17 protein-coding genes are annotated in these 19,971 nt (G+C 53.0%); 15 read left to right on the top strand and 2 right to left on the bottom strand.

The features are described 5' to 3' along the window. The first annotated feature begins 11 nt into the window (after positions 1-11). The 12 genes from B3F49_RS11055 (at position 12) to B3F49_RS11000 (ending at position 14,829) form a co-directional block, all read left to right on the top strand. Positions 12-1,340: a sensor histidine kinase gene (locus tag B3F49_RS11055; RefSeq protein ID WP_293894390.1), complete on the top strand. Its 1,329-nt coding sequence runs from the start codon at positions 12-14 to the stop codon at positions 1,338-1,340. Continuing rightward, entirely contained in the window at positions 1,337-2,692 is a 1,356-nt protein-coding gene (locus B3F49_RS11050; RefSeq protein ID WP_293894392.1) for a sigma-54-dependent transcriptional regulator, read from the top strand. Before B3F49_RS11055 ends, B3F49_RS11050 begins: the two co-directional genes overlap by 4 nt. A gap of 12 nt (positions 2,693-2,704) precedes the next feature. Continuing rightward, positions 2,705-4,450: a M3 family oligoendopeptidase gene (locus tag B3F49_RS11045; RefSeq protein ID WP_293911065.1), complete on the top strand. Its 1,746-nt coding sequence runs from the start codon at positions 2,705-2,707 to the stop codon at positions 4,448-4,450. After that, the gene (locus B3F49_RS11040; protein WP_293911063.1) at positions 4,434-5,591 is read left to right on the top strand and encodes a class I SAM-dependent RNA methyltransferase; all 1,158 of its coding nucleotides are present in this window, start codon (positions 4,434-4,436) and stop codon (positions 5,589-5,591) included. Before B3F49_RS11045 ends, B3F49_RS11040 begins: the two co-directional genes overlap by 17 nt. Next, positions 5,588-7,495, top strand: coding sequence for an NAD(+) synthase (locus tag B3F49_RS11035; RefSeq protein ID WP_293911060.1), 1,908 nt, complete (start codon positions 5,588-5,590; stop codon positions 7,493-7,495). The genes B3F49_RS11040 and B3F49_RS11035 overlap by 4 nt, the downstream gene beginning before the upstream one ends. A gap of 102 nt (positions 7,496-7,597) precedes the next feature. After that, complete coding sequence (locus B3F49_RS11030; RefSeq protein WP_293911057.1) at positions 7,598-8,218, top strand: hypothetical protein; 621 nt, start codon at positions 7,598-7,600, stop codon at positions 8,216-8,218. 53 nt (positions 8,219-8,271) lie between these two features. Continuing rightward, on the top strand, positions 8,272-8,907 hold the full coding sequence (locus B3F49_RS11025; RefSeq protein WP_293911055.1) for a hypothetical protein: 636 nt from the start codon (positions 8,272-8,274) through the stop codon (positions 8,905-8,907). 98 nt (positions 8,908-9,005) lie between these two features. Further along, positions 9,006-9,332, top strand: coding sequence for a hypothetical protein (locus tag B3F49_RS11020; RefSeq protein WP_293894408.1), 327 nt, complete (start codon positions 9,006-9,008; stop codon positions 9,330-9,332). Then, positions 9,329-10,102, top strand: a complete 774-nt coding sequence (locus B3F49_RS11015) for an MBL fold metallo-hydrolase (RefSeq protein WP_293911052.1) — start codon at positions 9,329-9,331, stop codon at positions 10,100-10,102. The genes B3F49_RS11020 and B3F49_RS11015 overlap by 4 nt, the downstream gene beginning before the upstream one ends. 2 nt (positions 10,103-10,104) lie before the next feature. Further along, positions 10,105-12,951 carry a DNA polymerase I gene (polA, locus tag B3F49_RS11010; protein ID WP_293911049.1) on the top strand — a complete coding sequence of 949 codons (2,847 nt, stop codon included), beginning with the start codon at positions 10,105-10,107 and terminating at the stop codon, positions 12,949-12,951. Continuing rightward, positions 12,951-13,559 (top strand): dephospho-CoA kinase, encoded by a 609-nt coding sequence (gene coaE / locus B3F49_RS11005; RefSeq protein WP_293894417.1) that lies wholly within the window; start codon positions 12,951-12,953, stop codon positions 13,557-13,559. The genes polA and coaE overlap by 1 nt, the downstream gene beginning before the upstream one ends. Before the next feature lie 25 nt (positions 13,560-13,584). Next, on the top strand, positions 13,585-14,829 hold the full coding sequence (locus tag B3F49_RS11000; protein WP_293911046.1) for a hypothetical protein: 1,245 nt from the start codon (positions 13,585-13,587) through the stop codon (positions 14,827-14,829). Here the strand turns inward: B3F49_RS11000 and B3F49_RS10995 are convergent. Further along, entirely contained in the window at positions 14,795-15,886 is a 1,092-nt protein-coding gene (locus B3F49_RS10995; RefSeq protein WP_293911044.1) for a KamA family radical SAM protein, read from the bottom strand. The two genes, B3F49_RS11000 and B3F49_RS10995, sit on opposite strands and share 35 nt — an antisense overlap. Positions 15,887-16,000: 114 nt before the next feature. Between B3F49_RS10995 and B3F49_RS10990 the strand changes: the two genes are divergently transcribed. After that, complete coding sequence (locus B3F49_RS10990) at positions 16,001-17,299, top strand: MFS transporter (protein WP_293911042.1); 1,299 nt, start codon at positions 16,001-16,003, stop codon at positions 17,297-17,299. Here B3F49_RS10990 and B3F49_RS10985 read toward each other — a convergent pair. Further along, positions 17,296-17,871: a manganese efflux pump MntP family protein gene (locus B3F49_RS10985; RefSeq protein WP_293911039.1), complete on the bottom strand. Its 576-nt coding sequence runs from the start codon at positions 17,869-17,871 to the stop codon at positions 17,296-17,298. The two genes, B3F49_RS10990 and B3F49_RS10985, sit on opposite strands and share 4 nt — an antisense overlap. Before the next feature lie 166 nt (positions 17,872-18,037). On the opposite strand from B3F49_RS10985, the gene B3F49_RS10980 reads away from it, so the two are divergent. Continuing rightward, positions 18,038-18,361 (top strand): cupin domain-containing protein, encoded by a 324-nt coding sequence (locus B3F49_RS10980; protein ID WP_293911036.1) that lies wholly within the window; start codon positions 18,038-18,040, stop codon positions 18,359-18,361. 24 nt (positions 18,362-18,385) lie between these two features. Then, positions 18,386-19,971 (top strand): hydroxylamine reductase (hcp, locus tag B3F49_RS10975; protein WP_293911034.1); only part of this gene is annotated, 1,586 nt, incomplete at its 3' end.

Raw genomic sequence — 19,971 nt, 5'->3', positions numbered from 1 at the left:
GAGATGTACGGTTGAAAGCTAAACGAACTCGATGGATGATTGTGGATGCAAAGGAACCTTTCATTGTCATAACCAGCCTTGCATTTGCTTTCGTCGTACTCATTGCACTCGTAATTTTTCTCACCACTGCACTTGTGGAACGAGAGCAGCTTCGCATGCAAAGCGAGGCTGAACGGGCTTTCAACTCAGTGTTTCTTGCTCTGCAGGATAGTACCTCCAAAGCACTGAAAACCATGCAGGACGAGAATATCTCCGGTATTGGCGTGTACAGTTCCATGGGTCGCAAGGTTCTCAGCCTCGGCAACGTGCCCATGACCATCCCCCTTGATAGGTTTTCCACTTCGCATGATTCCTTGAACAAGAGTAATCCCAATACAGGAATAGCCACCTACAACCGTGAGACGGGGATGATCGAGTACATCCGTTTCAGCCGGCTCACCATCCTCCTCGATACCGGGGAGCTCACCCTGACCGAGAGCGGGCTGCTGCCCACACCCATCGATTTTCCCGATGTTCTCTACCTCCATTTTGATGGGCAGAGCTATCATCACCGCCTCGTGGTGATTACGGTGATCGGAATCATTTCCACGTTAACGCTTATCAGCTTGTTCCTGTTGGTACTCAGCATCTATCGCAACAACCGCCGGTACCGGGATGCCTTGACCAAGCAGGAGAGTCTGGTGAATCTCGGGCAGGCAGCCCGTACCTTGACGCATGAGATAAAGAATCCACTGAGCGCCATCACCATTCAGTTGGCTTTGCTGAAGAAGACGCTTCCCAAGCAGCATGCCGGGGATTTGCTGTTGATCGAGCAGGAAGTACAGCGGCTCACCCAGTTGACCAATAAAGTCAGTGACTTCTTGCGCAACCCGATAGGAACGCCTGTTTCTGTAGACTTGACTGAGCTGTTTACCTCCCTGATCAAATGCTTTGACAAGCCGATACGGTTTGTCAGCGAACAACGGGTTCAGATAGTGATTGACAGCGACCGGGCTCGTTCAATATTTGAGAATCTGCTCAAGAACGCTGTCGAGAGCTCCAACGATCACGATCCCCAGGTAGAGGTGCGCATCACTACTGATAAAAAAAATTTCGTACATGTTTTTGTCATGGACCGGGGGGATGGAATCCGTCTCGGTGATGCAAAGAAAATATTCGATCCCTTCTTTACCACAAAGATTCATGGTTCAGGCATAGGCCTATCCATCAGTCGGCAATTTGTAAAGGCCCGGGGCGGAAATATACGCTTGTACGCCCGCGAAGGAGGCGGTACCGTGGCAGAGGTCATCCTTCCACGGTCGCTCCATCCGGTGAAGCTGGTCGAAGAGGAAGTGAAATGAAGATACTGATAGTGGATGATGAACCAAATATTCGCGACTTGATGCATCGCTACCTGAGTCTGGACGGCATTGAAAGTGATTGTGCAGAAAATGGACTGTCCGCCCAGCGCATGCTTTCAGAAGTTGCCTATGATGCCTGCCTGGTTGATTTGAAAATGCCCGGCATGGACGGGCTTTCCTTGATCAGCTGGATCCGCAGTGAAGGCTTTCGCATGCCGATCATCATGGTCAGTGCGCACGGAGAGATCAGTGATGCGGTTTCAGCACTCAAGGAAGGAGCCCAGGACTATATCGTAAAGCCCTTCGACCCTGAAGAATTGGTGATTCGTCTCAAAAAATTGGTGGAAGCCCAGCATCTGCGCAACCTGGTGGAGAGCGAGACGAGGAACAACACCGATGAGGACAAACAGATTTTTGTCGGCGAGAGCTCCTCGATCAAGCGGATCAAGGAGGTAATCGGCAAGATTTCTGATACCAACTCCACCGTCCTGATCACCGGTGAAAGCGGCACCGGAAAAGAAGTGGTTGCCCGTGAGATCCATGCTTCCAGTCCTGTGAAGGATGGCCCCTTTGTGGCCATCAATATCGGCGGGGTGCCCGAGAACCTTCTGGAAAGCGAGCTTTTCGGGTATGAGAAAGGAGCGTTTACCGGTGCGGTTTCGCGCAAGACCGGTATGTTCGAATTGGCCAGCGGAGGCACACTTTTTCTCGATGAGATCGGCGATATGCCGCTCTCTCTGCAGGTAAAGATCCTGCGTGTGCTGCAGGACCGGAAAATCACCAGGCTTGGCGGAACCGCCGCCATGCCGATCAATGCCCGCATTATTGCCGCTACCAACAAGGATTTGGAACAGCGTGTCCGCGATGGTGTCTTCCGCGAGGACCTGTTTTACCGTCTCAACGTCGTGCGCATAGTCATTCCACCCCTGCGTGAGCGGCACGAAGACATCCCGTTGCTGGCGGCAGGAATCCTGAAGCGGCTCAATCGGCAGATGGGGCATAAAGTCACTGGTTTTTCCGCTGATGCCTTGGCCCTGCTGTGCAGCCATGAGTTTTACGGCAACGTCCGCGAGTTGGAGAACATTCTGGAAAGGGCTGTCATTTTCAGCAGCGGGGATGAGATCCAGAGTGACGACCTTGACCTGAGGGGTTCGGTCTCCCTGCACACCCAGTCCAAGGAGGAACCCAAGCTGTCCGATGCCGAGGCAAAAAGCCTCAAGGATGTGGAAATCGATGCCATCATTCGTGCACTGCACCGTTGGGAGGGAAACCGAACCCGTGCCGCCGAGGAGTTGGGCATCAGCCGCCGCACACTCATCAACAAAATTGCAGAGTACGATCTGCACCTGTAGAAGGAGCCATCAATGAATACGTTGCCTGCATGGGATCTCACTCCCATTTATCCTGGCTGTGACAGCAAGGAATTTTCAGAGGACCTTCACACGGTAGTAACGGAATCAAAGGCCTTGGAAGCAGATCTTGAGACTGGGTCATGTGATCTGAAACAGAGTATCGAGCGCTATGAGTTGGTTCTCGATTATCTGGAGAACCTCAACGCGTACAGTTCCGCCTGCCTGACCACCAATACATCCAATCCGCTTTTTCTGAAGGCGGTGAGTCAGGTGGAGGAGGCTTCCTTGGTAGTGCAGCATTTGGAGGTGCTGTTTCTCAACTACCTTGCCCAAAGGGGCGATGAGGTTGAAAAACGGACGAGCCAGGGCGGAGACCTCCAAGCGTACCGGTTCCCCTTGCAAGAGCTGCTTGAAGAGCAGAAGCACCAGATGGCCCCCGAATTGGAGGCCTTGGCCAGCGACCTCGCCCGGTCCGGAACCGATGCGTTCTCCCGGTTGCAGGAAGCCATGGGCTCAAGCATCCATACGCAGTGGGATGCAGAGACGGTGAAGACCGTGGTGCAGCTGCGCAGTGATGCCACCAATGCCGACCGCAATGTCCGCAAAGTCGCTTTTGAAAAGGAGCTTGCGCTGTGGAAGGCGTATGAGGTGCCGTTCGCTGCAGCATTGAACGGGGTGAAAGGGACGACGTTGACACTCGACAAGATGAGAGGGTTCGCTTCTCCTCTTGATCGTTCCTTGTTTGAGTCGCGTATCGACCGCCCGATTCTCGATGCCTTGATCGGTACCTTGGAAGAGAGCCTTCCTCTTTTCCGCAGGTACCTGAAGAAGAAAGCCCAACTGCTTGGACTTCCCGGTCTCAGCTTCTATGACCTATTTGCTCCAGTGGGAAAAGAGGCGAGTCATTTCACCTATGAAGAAGCCCATAGCTTCATCGTAAAGCAGTTCTCCACCTTCTCACAGGAGATGGGAGCCTTTGCCGATCATGCCTTCAAGGCTCGTTGGATCGACCCGGAAAGCAGGAAGGGGAAGGTAGGGGGAGCCTATGATACATCCTTCCCCTTGGCAAAACAGAGCAGGATACTATCGAATTTTGACTATACCTACAGCGGGGTTTCGACCTTGGCCCATGAACTTGGGCATGCGTGGCATGACTCGGTGGTCCTTCCCAAGAGCAATCTTCAGAGAACCTATCCCATGACGCTGGCTGAGACCGCTTCAATTTTCAGTGAGTTCCTTGTATTCCAAGGCTCGTTAGCCGAAAGCTCGGGCGAACAGAGATTGGCCTTGGTCGAGCAGTTTGTACAGGATGCCACGCAGGTCTGCATCGATATCCTCAGCCGTTTCTATTTTGAAACGGAGGTTTTTGCCAGAAGACCGGATGGAGAGCTGTCAGCGCTCGAGCTTTGCTCGATTATGGAAGAGGCCCAGAAGCGGACCTACGGCGATGGTTTGGTCGAGTACCATCCCTATATGTGGGCGGCGAAAGGCCACTACTACTCCTCGGATTTCTCCTTCTACAACTACCCGTATGCCTTCGGCCAGCTGTTTGCCTTGGGTTTGTACGAAAAGAGCAGGCATTCCGGTTCTTCCTTTCCGGCGCAGTACAAGACACTGCTCGCTGCAACGGGAAGCCTCAGTGCACGCGAGGTGGCTTCCTTGGTCGACATCGACCTGGCTGATAGGAGTTTTTGGGAGCAGGGGATGGCTGTTATTGCAACGTACATTGGGGAGCTGTGTGATGCGCCTCTTCATTGAGAAGCTGATAAGCGGAGGGGATGGACTTGCCATCGGAGAGGATGGAAAGAAGGTCTTTGTCGCCCGGACGCTGCCCGGTGAGGTGGTCGACGTCACCATCGATCAGATCAAGGGCGGCTACAACCTTGCCACCGTCGATGCACTGCTTGAGGCAAGCGGGCATCGCATTCAGCCTGCCTGTCCCTACTGGGACATCTGCGGTGGTTGTGACTTCCAGTATGCCGATGCAGCTTTTCAGGCTGTGTGCAAACAAGAAATTGTCCTTGACAACCTCAGCCGGTTGGGTGGTTTGGAACTAGGTTCTTTCCACCTTGAGCCGACAGTGACCGGGCCTGCCTGGAACTATCGAAACCGTGTACGATTCCATGTGGACTTGCCCAACAAGCAGGTTGGTTTTCTTCAGCGCAAATCATCAAGTCTTGTCCGCATCGAAGGCTGTCCCATCCTCACCGAGGGGCTCAATGCTTTGCTTGCAGACCCGAAACCCCTGTTTGAAGTAGCAAGAAAGGTGATGTTCGCCAATAAAGCGAGGAAAGGAGGGTACTTGGAAGTTCCCGCCATTGCCTCGGATGCAGATGTCTCCCTTCTGGACAAGGAGATCAGCCTTCGTGTAGGAGGGAAACACTTTTTTGTCACCAGCGAGGTCTTCTTCCAGTCAAACAAGTATCTGACCGCTTCTCTGGGTGAGTATGTGGCAAGCCAGGCAATAGGCGACACCGTCATGGACCTGTACAGCGGGGTGGGAACCTTCAGTGCGTTTCTTGCTAAAAAGGGAAGGCGTCTTATCGCGGTTGAACGGCAGGGACAATGTCTTCAGCTGGCAAAAAAACACCTTGATGCATGTGAGTTCTTTACCGATGCAGTGGAAGTGTGGGCCAAGCGGCAGAGCATCCAAGTCGATACGGTGGTTGTCGACCCACCCCGTACCGGGTTGGATGAGAGCGTACCATCCCTGATTGCTTCCTTCAAACCCGAGCGGGTTGTCTATGTGTCCTGCAACAGTGTCACTCTTGCACGAGACTTGCAACGGTTTGCCTGTGAGGGCTACACTACAACTGTGGTCAGGGTGTTCGACCTCTATCCCCAAACCTTCCACCATGAGGCGGTGGCAGTCCTTGACCGCAGGGAGAATCGAGAATGAAAGACGGGTTTATCAAGTGTGCTGTCGCCTCTGCCCACGTCAAGGTTGCCGATAGTCTGTTCAACACCCAAACGATACTGCTTCTCATGCGTCAAGCCGAACAAGAGCAGGTGCGCCTGCTTGTGCTTCCTGAACTGGTCACCAGCGCCTATACCTGTGCCGATTTGTTCCTGCAACAGACGTTGCAGACAGGCTGCCTCGAGGCAGTAGCGGCAATTGTTGAAGCAAGCAAGGAGTGTGAGCTGCTGTTGGTTTTCGGCTCCGCCTTGGTCGTTGAGGGAAATCTCTACAACTGTGCCGTGGTTGTCCATAAGGGCTCTATTCTTGGTGTTGTTCCCAAGCAACATCTGCCCAACTATCAGGAATTTTATGAGAAGCGGTGGTTTTGCACCCCCAAGGATGGAAATCGTGAGATAACGCTCCTGGGACAAACCACATGGTTTGGAACACGCCTGCTCTTCCAAAACAGTGAAGTTCCCGAATTTGTCATGGCCTGCGAGGTCTGTGAGGACTTGTGGGTCCCCGATTCTCCGGGCATCGGATATGCATTGGCGGGGGCCACCGTTATTACCAACTGCTCTGCCAGCGACGAGCTGGTCGGCAAACAGGAGTACCGGCGCAGCCTGGTGGCCAGCCAAAGCGCGAAACTCGTATGTGCATACTTGTACAGTGATGCAGGACAAGGCGAATCCTCAACCGATTTGGTCTTCACCCCCCACAACCTCATCTACGAGAACGGCGTACAACTGGGCGAGCAGTATGGAGTCACCGATGCCCTGCTCATTACTGAAATCGATGTACAGAAACTTGCACTCGAGCGCATCAGGATGCAAACCTTCAAATCGGATAGGAGTGCCTATAAGGCAATTTCCTTCTCTTGGAAGGTTGCAGCCTGTACGCTTACCCGGTTTATCGACAAGGCTCCTTTTGTTCCTTCCGATGAGACTAACCGCAGCGAACGATGTGAGAAGATCCTGATGCTCCAAGCCCTTGGACTGAAGCAACGTCTTGCCCACACCCAAACAAAATCGGTGGTGGTGGGGCTCTCCGGCGGGCTGGACTCAACGTTGGCCCTGTTGGTCTGTGTACGGGCTTTCGATATGCTGGGTTTGAGCCGAAGCGGCATCGTTGCGGTAACCATGCCGGGCTTTGGTACCACCAAACGCACCAAAGGCAATGCCGTACAGCTTGCCAAGGCCTTGGGTGTTGAACTGAGGACCATCTCGATTGCGAAAGCCGTCGCTCAGCATTTCAAGGATATCGGTCACGATCCTGAGGTGCTGGACGTCACCTACGAAAACAGCCAGGCACGTGAACGGACCCAGGTGTTGATGGATTTGGCCAACAAGCTGAATGCTTTGGTGGTGGGAACAGGCGACCTGTCCGAGCTTGCCTTGGGATGGGCGACCTACAACGGAGACCACATGTCGATGTATGGGGTCAATGCTTCGGTCCCCAAAACCTTGGTTCGCCACCTCGTCAAGCATGTCGCCGCCCAGAGCGATCCGGCCCTCGGGAAAGTCCTGCTCGATATTGTTGCAACACCGGTCAGCCCTGAACTGCTTCCGGCGAACAGCGATGGAACGATCAAGCAGGTGACGGAGGACATCGTTGGGCCCTACGAGCTGCACGATTTCTTTCTCTATTATGCCATCAGGTGGGGCTTCAGCCCTGCCAAGGTCCATCGTTTGGCAGTACTCGCGTTTGCCGGCGAGTATGAGAGATCCTTCATCCTTGCTTGGCTCAAGACGTTCTACCGCCGTTTCTTCAGCCAACAGTTCAAACGATCCTGCCTGCCCGACGGCCCGAAGATCGGCTCGCTTGCACTCTCTCCACGCGGGGATTGGCGGATGAGCAGCGATGCTGCTTGCACGATCTGGATGCAGGAACTTGAGGCTTTGTGAAGTTATAGCAAAATAGTACAAGAATTCAACAAAAAATTTCTCATTCTTTTGTAGTAATCGGTATTCGAGTGCTGTTATAGAGATGAGGAGTAATTACACCACATGCGAAACAAGTCTCTGGCCGTGTTGGTCATCCTGTGTTTGTTGCTGCCTGTCTCCGTTGGAGCGAGGAGCTTGTTGAACGTAAGTCTTGGCTTCGGAGCTGCCTACTCGCCTGATGAAGAAACCGGATTCTCATTAGGCATGGAAGATCCGAACAATTGGTTGTTTGGTGGAGAGGTCAGTGCCAGGCTCGCTTTCCTTCAGGCTCAGGCAATGATTTTCCCGATTCAGTGCAACGAAGAAGAAACAGGAATCCTGATGATCGGCATGGGGTCGCTGAGTTTGCCCATACTTGGTCCTTTGCTCTCTCTCGAATTGGGTGCAGGAGTAGGGGTGACCTATGTACCTACAAACAGTACAGTTTCTAAATCCTATTATGCACTTGCCCAAGGTGCAAAGGCTGATGCCGAGGATGTAACCTTCGGGGAAGCGGTTTGGAAAAGCCCTGTATACCTGCAGGCTGGACTTGGGACAGAAGTTGGTCCAATCACCGTGAAACTGAGATATTTGATGGAAAGTCAGAAGACTGTTGGGTCTGCTCTTGCTTCTGATGCATGGTGGGGCGCTTTTGCTATTGAAAAGAGGACTCTTTCCCTTGCGTTGGCTCTAAAAATGTTCTAGATTTAGAACATAATCGCTTATATGACAGGAAAACTGGCAAAAAGGGGTACGATATGAAGAGAAGATTCTTGGTCACATTGCTTGTCGTTTGTGTCTTGTTGCCTGCAGCTCTCAGTGCTGCAATCGTTGATTTGAGCCTTGGTGCTACAGCGCAGTACAACAAGAACCTCGAAGCAATCAAGACAGACCTGGACAACGAAGATTTTTGGCCCGGTCTTGGGGATTTTAAAAACTACACCATCGGTGCAGATGTGAGGATTAAGTTGCTCATTGCTGAAGTGGACGTAGTCGGTACTTTTGCAAATACCACTCGAGGTGGTGTTGATTACACTGAGATTTCCGCCCTGACCACCGCCGGTATCTCCATGGATTTGCTTGGGTTGGCCCGTCTTGGTTTTGGTTTGGGACCCCGCTTCCGCGTCCTGATTGATGACGCTGGAAAAGCCCAGGTTATCGCAAGCGATAATTCCACAGTAAACACTTGGGAGAACTTTGGTGATGCTTTTGTCAAGTCCCCTGTTGCCTATAGAGCAACGGTTGACTTCAACCTCGGTTCTCTGATGCTTGGCTTGAATTACACGCTCGACACTCTGTACACCTTCGAGAATGCCCAGGATGTGAACAAGCTTTTCGAAGCTGATTTGGATGATGGCAAGTTCGGTGTTTCCCTGCTTTTCTCTCTTTTCTAGTAACTATTCGATCATTTCCTCAGGCCCGGAGAAATCCGGGCCTGAGTTGCTTTTCTGCGACGTCCAAGTATGGTACATTTGCCTAGAGGAGTTCAGCCATGGCCAAGAAAGGTTTTTTTCATGCATTCCTGTCATCCATCATTGTTGCAATTCTTTCATTCTTCATCATGTACTTCTTTATTCCGAGCATGAGCATGCAGTTTCTCGGGGTGAGTTTCGCTTTACGAGAGGGTTCGGTGAACTCTCAGGTCCAGACTGCCTTGGAAGCATTGAGGGTGAATCCTGAGTTCTCCCAGGAGTCCTTCGAGCGCCTTCAGTCGCTGCTCTCCAGTCCTGAGGTACAGCAGAAGCTCAAGGATGCGGCAAAGCAAGGACAACAAGCACTTGAGGATGCAGTGAAGAACTTGTCGGATATGGCGAAATGAGTCAATTGGATGTCACATTTCTCGGTACCGGCACCAGTCACGGCATTCCCGTCATTGGCTGTTCCTGCCCTGTCTGCACCTCCTCCGATCCCCGGGACACCCGCTACCGTGCAAGTATTCTTCTTCAGCAGGCGGGAAGCACCATCCTGGTCGATACTTCTCCGGAGTTCAGGCTGCAGGCTCTCAGATCCGCTTTGCATCATCTCGATGCTGTGCTCTACACCCATGACCATGCCGATCACTTCAACGGCATCGATGACTTGCGGGTGTTTTGCAAAGACCGCAGTCTGCCTGTATACTGCAAGGAGGATGTGGCGCAGGCGATCCAAAGCCGTTTCAGCTATGTCCTCAACGGCGATGATATCGCCGGGGGAATTCCTCATCTGGATTTGCGGATTCTCAAACCGTATGAAGCGGTTCAAATCGGCGATTGCAAGGTCCTGCCCATACCCATCCTTCATGGGAAACGGGAGATATTTGCCTTTCGCATCGGCTCGTTTGCCTATGCGACCGACTGCAGTGAAGTACCCGAGCAGAGTATTGAGTACTTTGAGGGGCTCGATACCTTGGTGGTGGGTGCGTTGCGTTATTGGCCTCATCCCACCCACTACAGTGTTTTTGAAGCGGTGGCATTTGCCCGGAAAGTTGGTGCAAAACGGGTGTTCCTTACCCATTTGAGCCATGGACTGAGCCATGCCGGGCTGTCCGCTGAGTTGCCTGAGGGGTTTCAGGTGGCCTATGATATGCTGCATATAGCAGTAGGGAGTTGAATATGGACGAATTGTTTACAAACCAGGACTTCGATCAGGAGAAACTTGCCTTGGAGGCCAAGGATCGGGTATTGTCAGTGCCCCCTAAGCCGCAAGAGCCGAAGGCTGTGAGCCCCACCACACTCAGTAACCAGAAAAAACTCTATATCATCGATGGCTACAGCCTCATTTACCGCTCCTTTTTCGGGTTCTTTGCCAATCCGATCCGAGACGCCCAAGGCAATAATGTATCAGCAATCTACGGATTCTTCTCCACCTTGCTCAAGCTCATCCGCGAGTATAATCCCGACTATCTGGTGGTGGCGATGGACAGCATCGGACCGACGTTCCGTCACAGCTTGTACGAGCCCTACAAAGCAAACCGTGATGCGGCTCCCGAGGAGCTGCACACCCAGATTCCGCTCATCCAGAACATCCTCAAAGCCTTGAAGATACCCACGATAGAGATGCAGGGCTTTGAGGCCGATGACATCATCGCCACGCTCAGCGACGAGGCAACCCGCCATCAGATCGACACCATCATGTTTACCGGCGACAAGGACCTTCTGCAGCTGGTCGATGAACATACCTTTGCACTCAGGCCGGCAAAGAAAAATGAGAAGTTCTACCGCCTCATGGGGTGTGCTGAAGTAGAGGAAGAGTACGGGATAAAGCCGTCGCAGGTAGTCGATTACCTCTCCCTGCTGGGCGATTCCTCCGACAATGTTCCCGGTGTGAAGGGCATCGGGGAGAAGGGGGCTGCCAAACTTTTGCAGCAGTTCGAATCCTTGGAGGGCATTTATGCCAATCTCAAGCTCATTGCTCCCGGTTTGCAGAAGAAACTGGTCGAGGGTGAAGAGAACGCCAAGTTGAGCAAGCGCCTTGTTGAACTGAAACGAGACCTTTTCACCGTTGAGACCTTCGACACCGAGCAGTATTTGGTACGCGATGTGGATTACGATGCCGCCGTTCCCCTGTTTCAGGAAATCGGGATGCGAAGCATCATCAAGGAACTGGGAAGGGCCTCGAACGGAGACGGCGCCGCGCCTGCTCCTCCCAAGGCTGAAGTGAAGACGCAGGCCGGTACAGCTTCCTATGTGGCGGTTACCGATCTTGCCCAGGTCAAAAGACTGTTTGATGAAGCCGTACAGGCCGGTGGCGTGATGGCTTTCGATCTTGAGACGACCGGCTTGGATGAGATGACGGCCCAGGTGATCGGCTTCTCGTTCTGCTGGGTTGAAGGCACTTCCTACTACGTGCCTCTTGTACATGAAGGCAGGGAGCTTGTGGACAGGCGGCAGGCCAGGGACCTGCTCGATTCCTACTTCAGCACAGCCAAGCTGTCGTTGGTGGGGCAGAACATCAAATATGACTACAAGGTACTCAGCCAATGGGGCATCAAGGTCAAGAGCATGGTGTTTGACACCATGGTGGCTGCCTGGCTGTTGGACAGCACATCCGTCTTCAACATGGACTACCTTGCTGAAAAGTATTTGAATCACAAAACGGTCCGCTACAGCGACATCGTGCCCAAGGACAAGCTGCTCTCGGACATCCCCCTGGACCAAGCGGTCTTCTATGGCGCTGAGGATGCCGATATCACCTTCCGTCTCTACAAACTCTTTGCCGAGCTGCTTGCGGCACGCAATCTTCGCACGCTTCTGGATGAGTTGGAAATGCCGCTGCTTCGGATCATCGCCGAGATGGAGCTTGCCGGCATCTACCTCGAACGCAAGCTCATCGAACCGCTTTCAGCGGAATTCGAGCAGCGCATCGATGCTATACGCAGTCAGATTTTTTCCATGTGCGGCCATGAGTTCAACCTGAATTCGCCTCAACAGCTTCAAGAGGTGCTCTTTGTTGAACGAAATATTCCAACCGGGGCAAAAACGCGTTCCGGGTTTTCCACCTCCACCGATGTGCTGGAACCGTTGAGGGACAGCTATCCTGAGGTCGAGCTCATCCTTCAATACCGGATGCTCAACAAGCTCAAGACAACCTATATCGACAAACTGCCGCAGCAGATCAATGAGAAGACACAGAGGATTCATCCTTCATTCGCCCAGACCGGAACAGAAACCGGCCGGCTCTCCTGCAAGGACCCCAATCTGCAGAACATACCGGTCAGGACGGAGGAGGGCAGGAGAATCCGCTCAGCCTTTGTACCCAAAGCCGGCCACCTCTTCCTCTCTGCCGACTACTCCCAGATAGAGTTGGTGGTGCTGGCCCATATGGCCGACGATCCCGGCCTGAAAGGGGCGTTTGAAGCCGGTATCGACGTACACAGGTTCACCGCCAGCCTGATTTTCGATGTTCCGCTTGAGCAGGTGACAGCCGAACAACGAAGGATTGCCAAGACGATCAACTTCGGGGTCATGTACGGCATGGGAACCCACAGCCTGGCAATGGACCTGAAGATTCCCCACTCCGAGGCGAAGCAGTTCATCGAGCAATACTTTGAACGGTATAGTGCAGTCCGCACATTTGTAGAAGAAACCAAAGCAACCTCCCAAAGAACAGGATCGGTCTCGACGTTGCTCGGCCATGTGCGCACCATCACGGAGATCAACAGCCGCAGTGCCGTGGAACGGGCGAAAGCCGAGCGTATATCCGTCAATACCGTCATCCAGGGAAGCGCCGCCGACATCATGAAGCTCGCCATGCTTCGGGTCGATGCCATGCTCAAGGAGCATAAGCTGGGTGCCCGCCTGTTGTTGCAGATTCATGACGAACTCATTTTTGAAGTCCCGGAAGCCGAAATTGAACAGACCAAGGCTGTCGTCAAAGAAGCATTGGAACATGCAGTTGCGCTCAGTGTCCCCTTGCGTACGAGCATCGAGGTAGGTTCCAACTGGGGGGATATCCACTGATGCTGGTGATTGGAATCACGGGGAAAGCCTGTGCAGGGAAGAACGCATACTCCTCGGTTTTTGCATCGTTTGGGTTTCCCGTCGTGGATGTCGATACCTTGGGGCACGCAGCGTTGCAGACAAGCGAACAAAAGATTATTCAAGCCTTTGGAAGCGACATCCTGACCGGCGGGGCCATTGACCGGAAGAAGTTGGGGGCCCTGGTGTTCTCAGATCCAAGAAAGCTCAAAGTGCTGGAAAGCATCTCCCATCCCGAGATGGTTGAGGCTTGCAAGCACATGATCGACCAGGCGAGGCAGCAGAACAAAGAGGCAATCATTCTCAATGCCGCGCTGCTCGGCCGAATGGGTTTGGCCGACCTCTGTGACCATATCGTGTTCATTCAAGCCCCGCTTTTGGTCAGGTACCTGAGGGCGAAAGGCAGGGAGCGACTTTCCTGGAAGCGTTTTCTTGACCGCGAGCGTGCACAGAAGGACATCAATGTCGCCTCCCTGGCAGGGAAAAAACCGGTGAAGGTGTTGCACAATACCCGCTCAAGAACGTTAATTCATCGACAAGTTGCAACCTATTGTGCTACGATAGGATTACCGATTTCTCCACAGTTTTGAAATCGTGGCAATATGAGGGTTTGATATGAATAAAGCGGTTCGGATCAATGTACTGGTCATCACCATAGTGGTGACATTGTTTGTATTCGCAGGACTGTGGTTTATGCGTCCTGGTGTACCAAATGAAATCCTTGAGCAAGCAAGGCAGAGACAGTCCGTACCCCTGATGGAGGTTCAGCCTCCAGTCAAAAAGCCCTCTGTCCAAGACGTCTCAAATACCCTGGCCTTGGCCAAGGAACTCCTTCCCACACTCAAACAGGAGTTGGAAGGTCCGCTTGCGCAGTCCATCCGATCCCAGTTGCTTGCCGACCAGGCATTGGCCTTTGAGTTGTCCAAGTCTGTCCAGCCCTTGTTGGCCGAAGCTCTGCAATCACAACTGGGGAATTTCCGTCAGGAGATGGAGCAATCGATGCTTTCCAATCTTCAAGCCCTCAGGGAAAACCTGCAGGCTGATGCGGTTGCTAATGGAAATCAGATACAGTCGGTCATGTCGGAGGCGATTGCAAGCAACAAGGCAGAGTTGTTGAGCCTCCTGCCGCAGCTTGTTGATGCAAAGATTCCCCAGGTGGTGGAGCAGGTGGTCGCGCAATTGGAGGCAAACAAGGAAAGTTATCTTGCAAGCCTGCGAGAGAGTATTGCCCCTGCTTTGGAGGAGTCGGACTTGATTGCCTTGTATGACACTTATCGCAACCAGATTGTGCTCGACCTGGTGCCTGCTTTGCTGGACGAGATGGAGACGACTGTGAGGGAAGAGGTGAATGCCTATGTTGCATCCATGCCCTTGGTAAGGGTTCCTGCAGCTCCTACAGTGAAACGTCCTTCTATACAAGTACAGGCTCAAAGCGAAACGGCGCCTGTCGCCCCGGTCGTTGAAATTGCACCAGAGGTGGTGACGTCGCCAAGCGAGATGGAGACTGCTCCAATTATTCTCCAGGAAGAACCTGCAGAGCCCATTGCTGAACCTGTTCCCGTCCCCAGCGCTCCGAGTGTCGCACCCGCTGTCGTCCAGCCTGCAGAGCCCATTCCGAGCGCTCCGGTCCCAGCACTGGTTCTTGTGCAACCTGCGGCTCCTTCGATCCCCAAGACAGTGCAGACCACGGTGACAGTCGAGGCCCCGCCGGTACCCAAGCAAGGACAGCCCATCATTACGGTTCCTGTCTTTGAAGAAAAGGAGAAGGTGGTGTTCCTTGCTCCCGAGGAGTATGAGAGACAGCGTCAGGAGATACGAAACAAGGCTATCGAGGATGTCCTGAAGAGGATTGCGCCATAGAGTCGGGATAGGTTCTCGTTTCACCCTCTACGGTCCTGAAGGACCAGAGCCCGCAACCGGATTGTTCGGAGAGGTATCCTTGCATCAAGGGTACCTTTCCTCCTCCTTGGGGAAGGTCGATTGCATACAAAGGCATGGCCAGTCCGCTCAGGCGCTTCCTGAGCTCGGCCTCAATCGCCAGCCCCTCCTTGAGTGGTACCCGAAAATGCGCTGTCCCCGATACCAAGTCTCCTTGGAAGAGGTAGTAAGGCTTGATGCGGTTGAAAACCAAGGTGTTGCACAGCTCTTCCAGGGTGGAGACCTCGTCATTCACTCCCTTCAGCAGCACCGTCTGGTTCATTGCAGGAATTCCCCCATCAACAAAAAGCCTGACCGCCTCGATCGCCCGGGCTGTCAACTCACGAGGGTGGTTGAACTGTGTCATCAGATAAAACGGGGCGCTGTCGAACTGCTTGAGCATGGCGATCAAATCGGCTTTGATGCGCATCGGATAGGATGCAGGCATCCTGCTGCAGAGGCGGATGACCAAGTCGGGCCGTTTGTCCCTGAATGCTTTGATCATCTTTTCGAGTGCTTTGTTTGAAAGCGTGAGGACATCGCCGCCGGTAAAGAGGATTTCTTTCACTTCGGGATGAACATGAACGTAGGCTGCTGCCTGCTCTACCTGCTGTTTGGTGGCCGGTCCTTGGAAGGTGCCGGTAAAACGCCTACGGAAGCAGTAGCGGCAATGGAGGGGGCAGACATCGGTTGTCAAGAATGCCACCCGGCTCTGATAGCGGTGGATGAGACGGTCGGTAACGCTGTGGTCGACTTCTGCCAGCGGATCAAGGTGTTCTTCAAAAAGCACCTGTTGTTCCCGCCTGGTGGGAACAACCTGGCGGCGGATGGGATCCTCTGGGTCGTTCTTGTCGATGAGAGCAAGAAAATAGCAGGGAATTTTCAGAGGCAGGGAGGTAGGATCATCAGAGTCGAACAACCATTCATCCTCGGTGAGCGCTAGATGGGTGCTTAACGCTTCTTTGGATGTAATGATGGTTGACTGTCGGTGTTTGTGCATGACGAAGGTGTACCGTAAAGTCAGAATTTCGTCCAGAGCATGGTATAATACTCATCATATCGTAATAATTTCATGGTACACTGAAATCAACTGCACGCACAAAGGAGTTGTTGTATGGCCAAAGCACAAAAACGGGGTCTGAAGGGGTACTATCTGACCACCTTCCTCATCGGGCTCGGATTCTTCACCATGGGGTTGATGGATCCCCTGTATGACACCTATGTTCCGATTTTCTTGGCTCGCTATGTCGAGTCCAAAGCGCTGATCGGCTCGATTATGACCCTTGATAACATGTTGGCCATTTTCCTCATCCCTGTGTTCAGCGCCATTAGCGATCGAACTCATACGAGAATCGGCAGAAGGATGCCGTTCATCATCATCTGCCTGCCGGTGACAGCCGTTGCCTTCGGCCTGATTCCCATCGCGGCTCTGTACAGCGTTTGGTTGCTCATCGTCCTGGTTTTTGTGCTCAACCTGTTCAAACAGGCTGTCAGAGGGCCCGTTGTGGCGCTCATGCCCGATATGATCCCCGGTGATCTTCGCAGTGAGGCAAACGGGGTGATCAACACCATGGGTGGCATTGCGACCATCGTAGGGACTGTTGGTCTTGCCCGGTTGATGGATGTTCCGATCAATCTGCCCGGACGGGGCCCTACCAAGGATATCCTGGCATTTCCGATTTCTTCGATCCTGGTTTTGCTTGCAGTCATCCTGCTGTACTTCTTTGTGAAGGAGAAGAAGGCTGTTGTACATGAGCAGACCGAGAAGAAGGAGCCGATTTTGGCTTCTTTGAAAGTCATTTTCAGTGAACAGGACAAGAGCGCACTCTTCATCCTGTTTTCGTTGTTGTTCTGGTTCATCGGCTATCAGGGGATTCTGCCGTTTGTCGGGCTGTACTCGAAGGACATCCTGAAGACCAGCAGTGGAACGGCAAGCCTGGCTGCCGGCATGGTCGGCATTGCCTATGCCATCTTTGCCATACCCTCGGGTATTGTTGCCCATCGCATCGGGCGAAAGAAGACCATCCGCATCTCCCTTTCTGTTCTCGTGGTGCTGCTGGCGGCCATTTTCTTCCACGACCCGCTTACTGCGCACCTGAGTGCTGCGATTCGCCAATACACCTTCTGGGCGATGTTGTTCTGCTTCGGCATTTTCTGGGTGTCGGTGGTGACCAACAGCTTTCCCATGCTTTGGCAGATGTCGAGCTATCAGACAGTGGGCATCTATACCGGCCTCTACTACTTCTTCAGCCAGTTGGCTTCAATCATCTCCCCCCCGATTACTGGAGCGTTCATCGATTTCTTTGGGTTCAGGGCAATTTTCCTCTATGGATCGGTCTCCATGCTGATCGCCTTCCTCTTGATGGGCAGGGTGACCCGCGGTGAGCCGGAGGATGATGGGAATCAGAATTAGAATGTGATGACACCCAGGTGCTCAAGCAGGATTTTCAGCCCAATGAGTATGAGCACCGCGCCGCCTGCAATACCGGCTTTGCTTTGCAGGCGGTTGCCGAACCGGTTTCCGATTGCCACCGCAGCCAGAGAGAGGATGAAGGTGACAATTCCGATCAGGGATACGGATAGAAGAATATCGGTCTTGAGGAACGCCAACGTTATGCCTACTGCGAGCGCATCGATGCTCGTGGCGATGGACAACAGCAGCAGTTCCTTCAGATCGAGTCGATCGACCGTTTGAACAGGACAGGAGGGATCCTCGGTAAGGGTGTCATACAGCATTTTTGAGCCGATGACGGCTAACAGGATGAATGCGATCCAATGGTCGACTGAAGTTATGTACTGCTCGAACTGAATGCCCAGTATCCATCCAAGGAGGGGCATCATTGCTTGAAAGAAGCCGAAGAAAAGGGCGATTACCAAGGCTTGCCCGTAGTTGATGCGCCTCATTCTCAATCCTTTGCACAAGGATACTGTAAACGAATCCATGGCAAGACCGATGGCGACCAACAATAGTTCTAGGATTCCCAAACCAGATTTCCCCCTCAATTCATAGGGCAGAGTATAGGAGGTTTTGCAGGCTAGGACAAGATTGCCGGAAGAAATCAAAAATTTCCAAGTTTGTTGGAAAACCAACATACGCTTCTTTGGGAATGCTCTACAGTACGAGTGAAGGCAAGCAAGAGGAGAAGAAACGATGTTCAAGAATTTCAAAGCATCCGAAGTCCAAGTCTTTGCAGATCTGGTCCAGTATCAAGATGGACAGGTGGTCAGCAAGACATTTGCCCAGGACAAGCATCACAGCCTCACGTTGTTTGCATTCGAAAAAGGCGAAGAAATCAGTACCCACGCAAGCGGCGGGGATGCACTGGTCATCGCGTTGGACGGAGTAGGGGAAGTAACGATCGACGAAAAGAAATTCACTGTAAGAAGTGGAGAATCGATCCTCTTGCCCAGCAACGTCCCCCATGCCGTCTATGCACCAGAGCGATTCAAGATGTTTCTGGTAGTCAGCTTTTAAACTACGTTCGTAAGGAGAATATAAATGGATACCAAGATGTTCTGTTTCCAGTGTCAGGAAACCGCCCGAAATTTCGGATGCACCCAAGTCGGCGTTTGCGGCAAGCAACCCGAAACCTCCAATCTCATGGACCTGATGATCTGGGTGACCAAGGGCTTGAGCCAGATAACCACCAGACTCCGCGCCGAGGGCAGGCAGATCGACAAGGATGTGAATCACCTTGTCACCTACAACCTTTTTCAGACCATCACCAATGCCAACTTTGACGACGACAAAGTGGTGGAACGCATTCTCCTTACCATTGCGAAAAAGGAGCAATTGCTTGCTGATCTTGCAGATAAGAAGGACCTCAGTGCTGCCGCGCTGTTCAACAATGTCGATACTTCGACCTACGCAGAGCTTTCCAAGACCGTCGGTGTCCTTGCACAGAGCAATGAGGATGTCCGCAGTCTCAAGGAGCTGATCACCTACGGTTTGAAAGGTATCTGCGCGTATACAAAGCACGCCAACAACCTGATCAATGAAAGCGAAGAGCTGGATTCTTTCATCCAGAGGGCCCTCTCAGACCTGCTTGAAAAGAAGAGTGTCGATGAGTTGGTGGCACTCACCCTGGAGACCGGCAAGTGGGGTGTTGCAGGCATGGCCCTGCTCGATACCGCCAACACCGGCACGTATGGCCATCCCGAGATCACCAAAGTCAAGCTCGGAGTCGGCAAGAACCCCGGCATCCTGATCAGCGGCCACGACCTTCGCGACCTGGAGATGCTGCTCGAGCAGACACAGGGCACCGGAGTCGATGTCTACACCCACTCCGAGATGCTTCCCGCCCACTACTATCCCGCATTCAAGAAGTATCCAAACTTCTACGGCAACTACGGCAACGCTTGGTGGATGCAGAAGAAGGAATTCGAGTCCTTCAACGGCCCGATATTGATGACCACAAACTGCATCGTTCCTCCAGCCGAGTCATACAAGGCACGCCTGTTCACCACCGGAGCCACGGGCTTTCCGGGTTGCAAGCACATCAGCGGTTCAATCGGCGAGCAGAAGGATTTCAGTGAGATCATCGCGCTTGCCAAGACTTGTGCGGCTCCGACCCAGATCGAGGACGGGGAGCTGGTCGGCGGGTTCGCCCATGAGCAGGTGTTCGCCCTGGCCGACAAGGTTGTCGATGCCGTGAAGAGCGGTGCAATCAAGAAGTTTGTGGTCATGGGTGGTTGTGACGGTCGTTCCAAGAGCAGGGATTACTACACCGAGTTTGCAAAGGCTCTGCCGAAGGATACTGTAATCCTGACCGCAGGCTGTGCCAAATACAAGTACATCAAGCTCAACCTCGGTGACATCGGCGGCATCCCCCGCGTACTGGACGCAGGCCAGTGCAACGACTCCTACTCGCTGGCCCTCATCGCCTTGAAACTGAAGGAAATTTTCGGCGTGGATGACATCAACGATCTGCCGATTGCTTACAATATCGCCTGGTATGAGCAGAAAGCCGTCATCGTTCTGCTTGCACTGCTCTACCTCGGGGTGAAGAACATCCATCTCGGGCCCACACTGCCCGCATTCCTCTCTCCGAATGTTGCGAATGTGTTGGTTGAGAACTTCGGCAT

It is taken from the genome of Sphaerochaeta sp. UBA5836 (assembly GCF_002432845.1).
In the GTDB taxonomy this organism is placed as follows: domain Bacteria; phylum Spirochaetota; class Spirochaetia; order Sphaerochaetales; family Sphaerochaetaceae; genus Sphaerochaeta.
The sequence above is the reverse complement of the archived record's forward strand: the minus strand, read 5'-3'. Positions and strand labels throughout refer to the sequence as shown.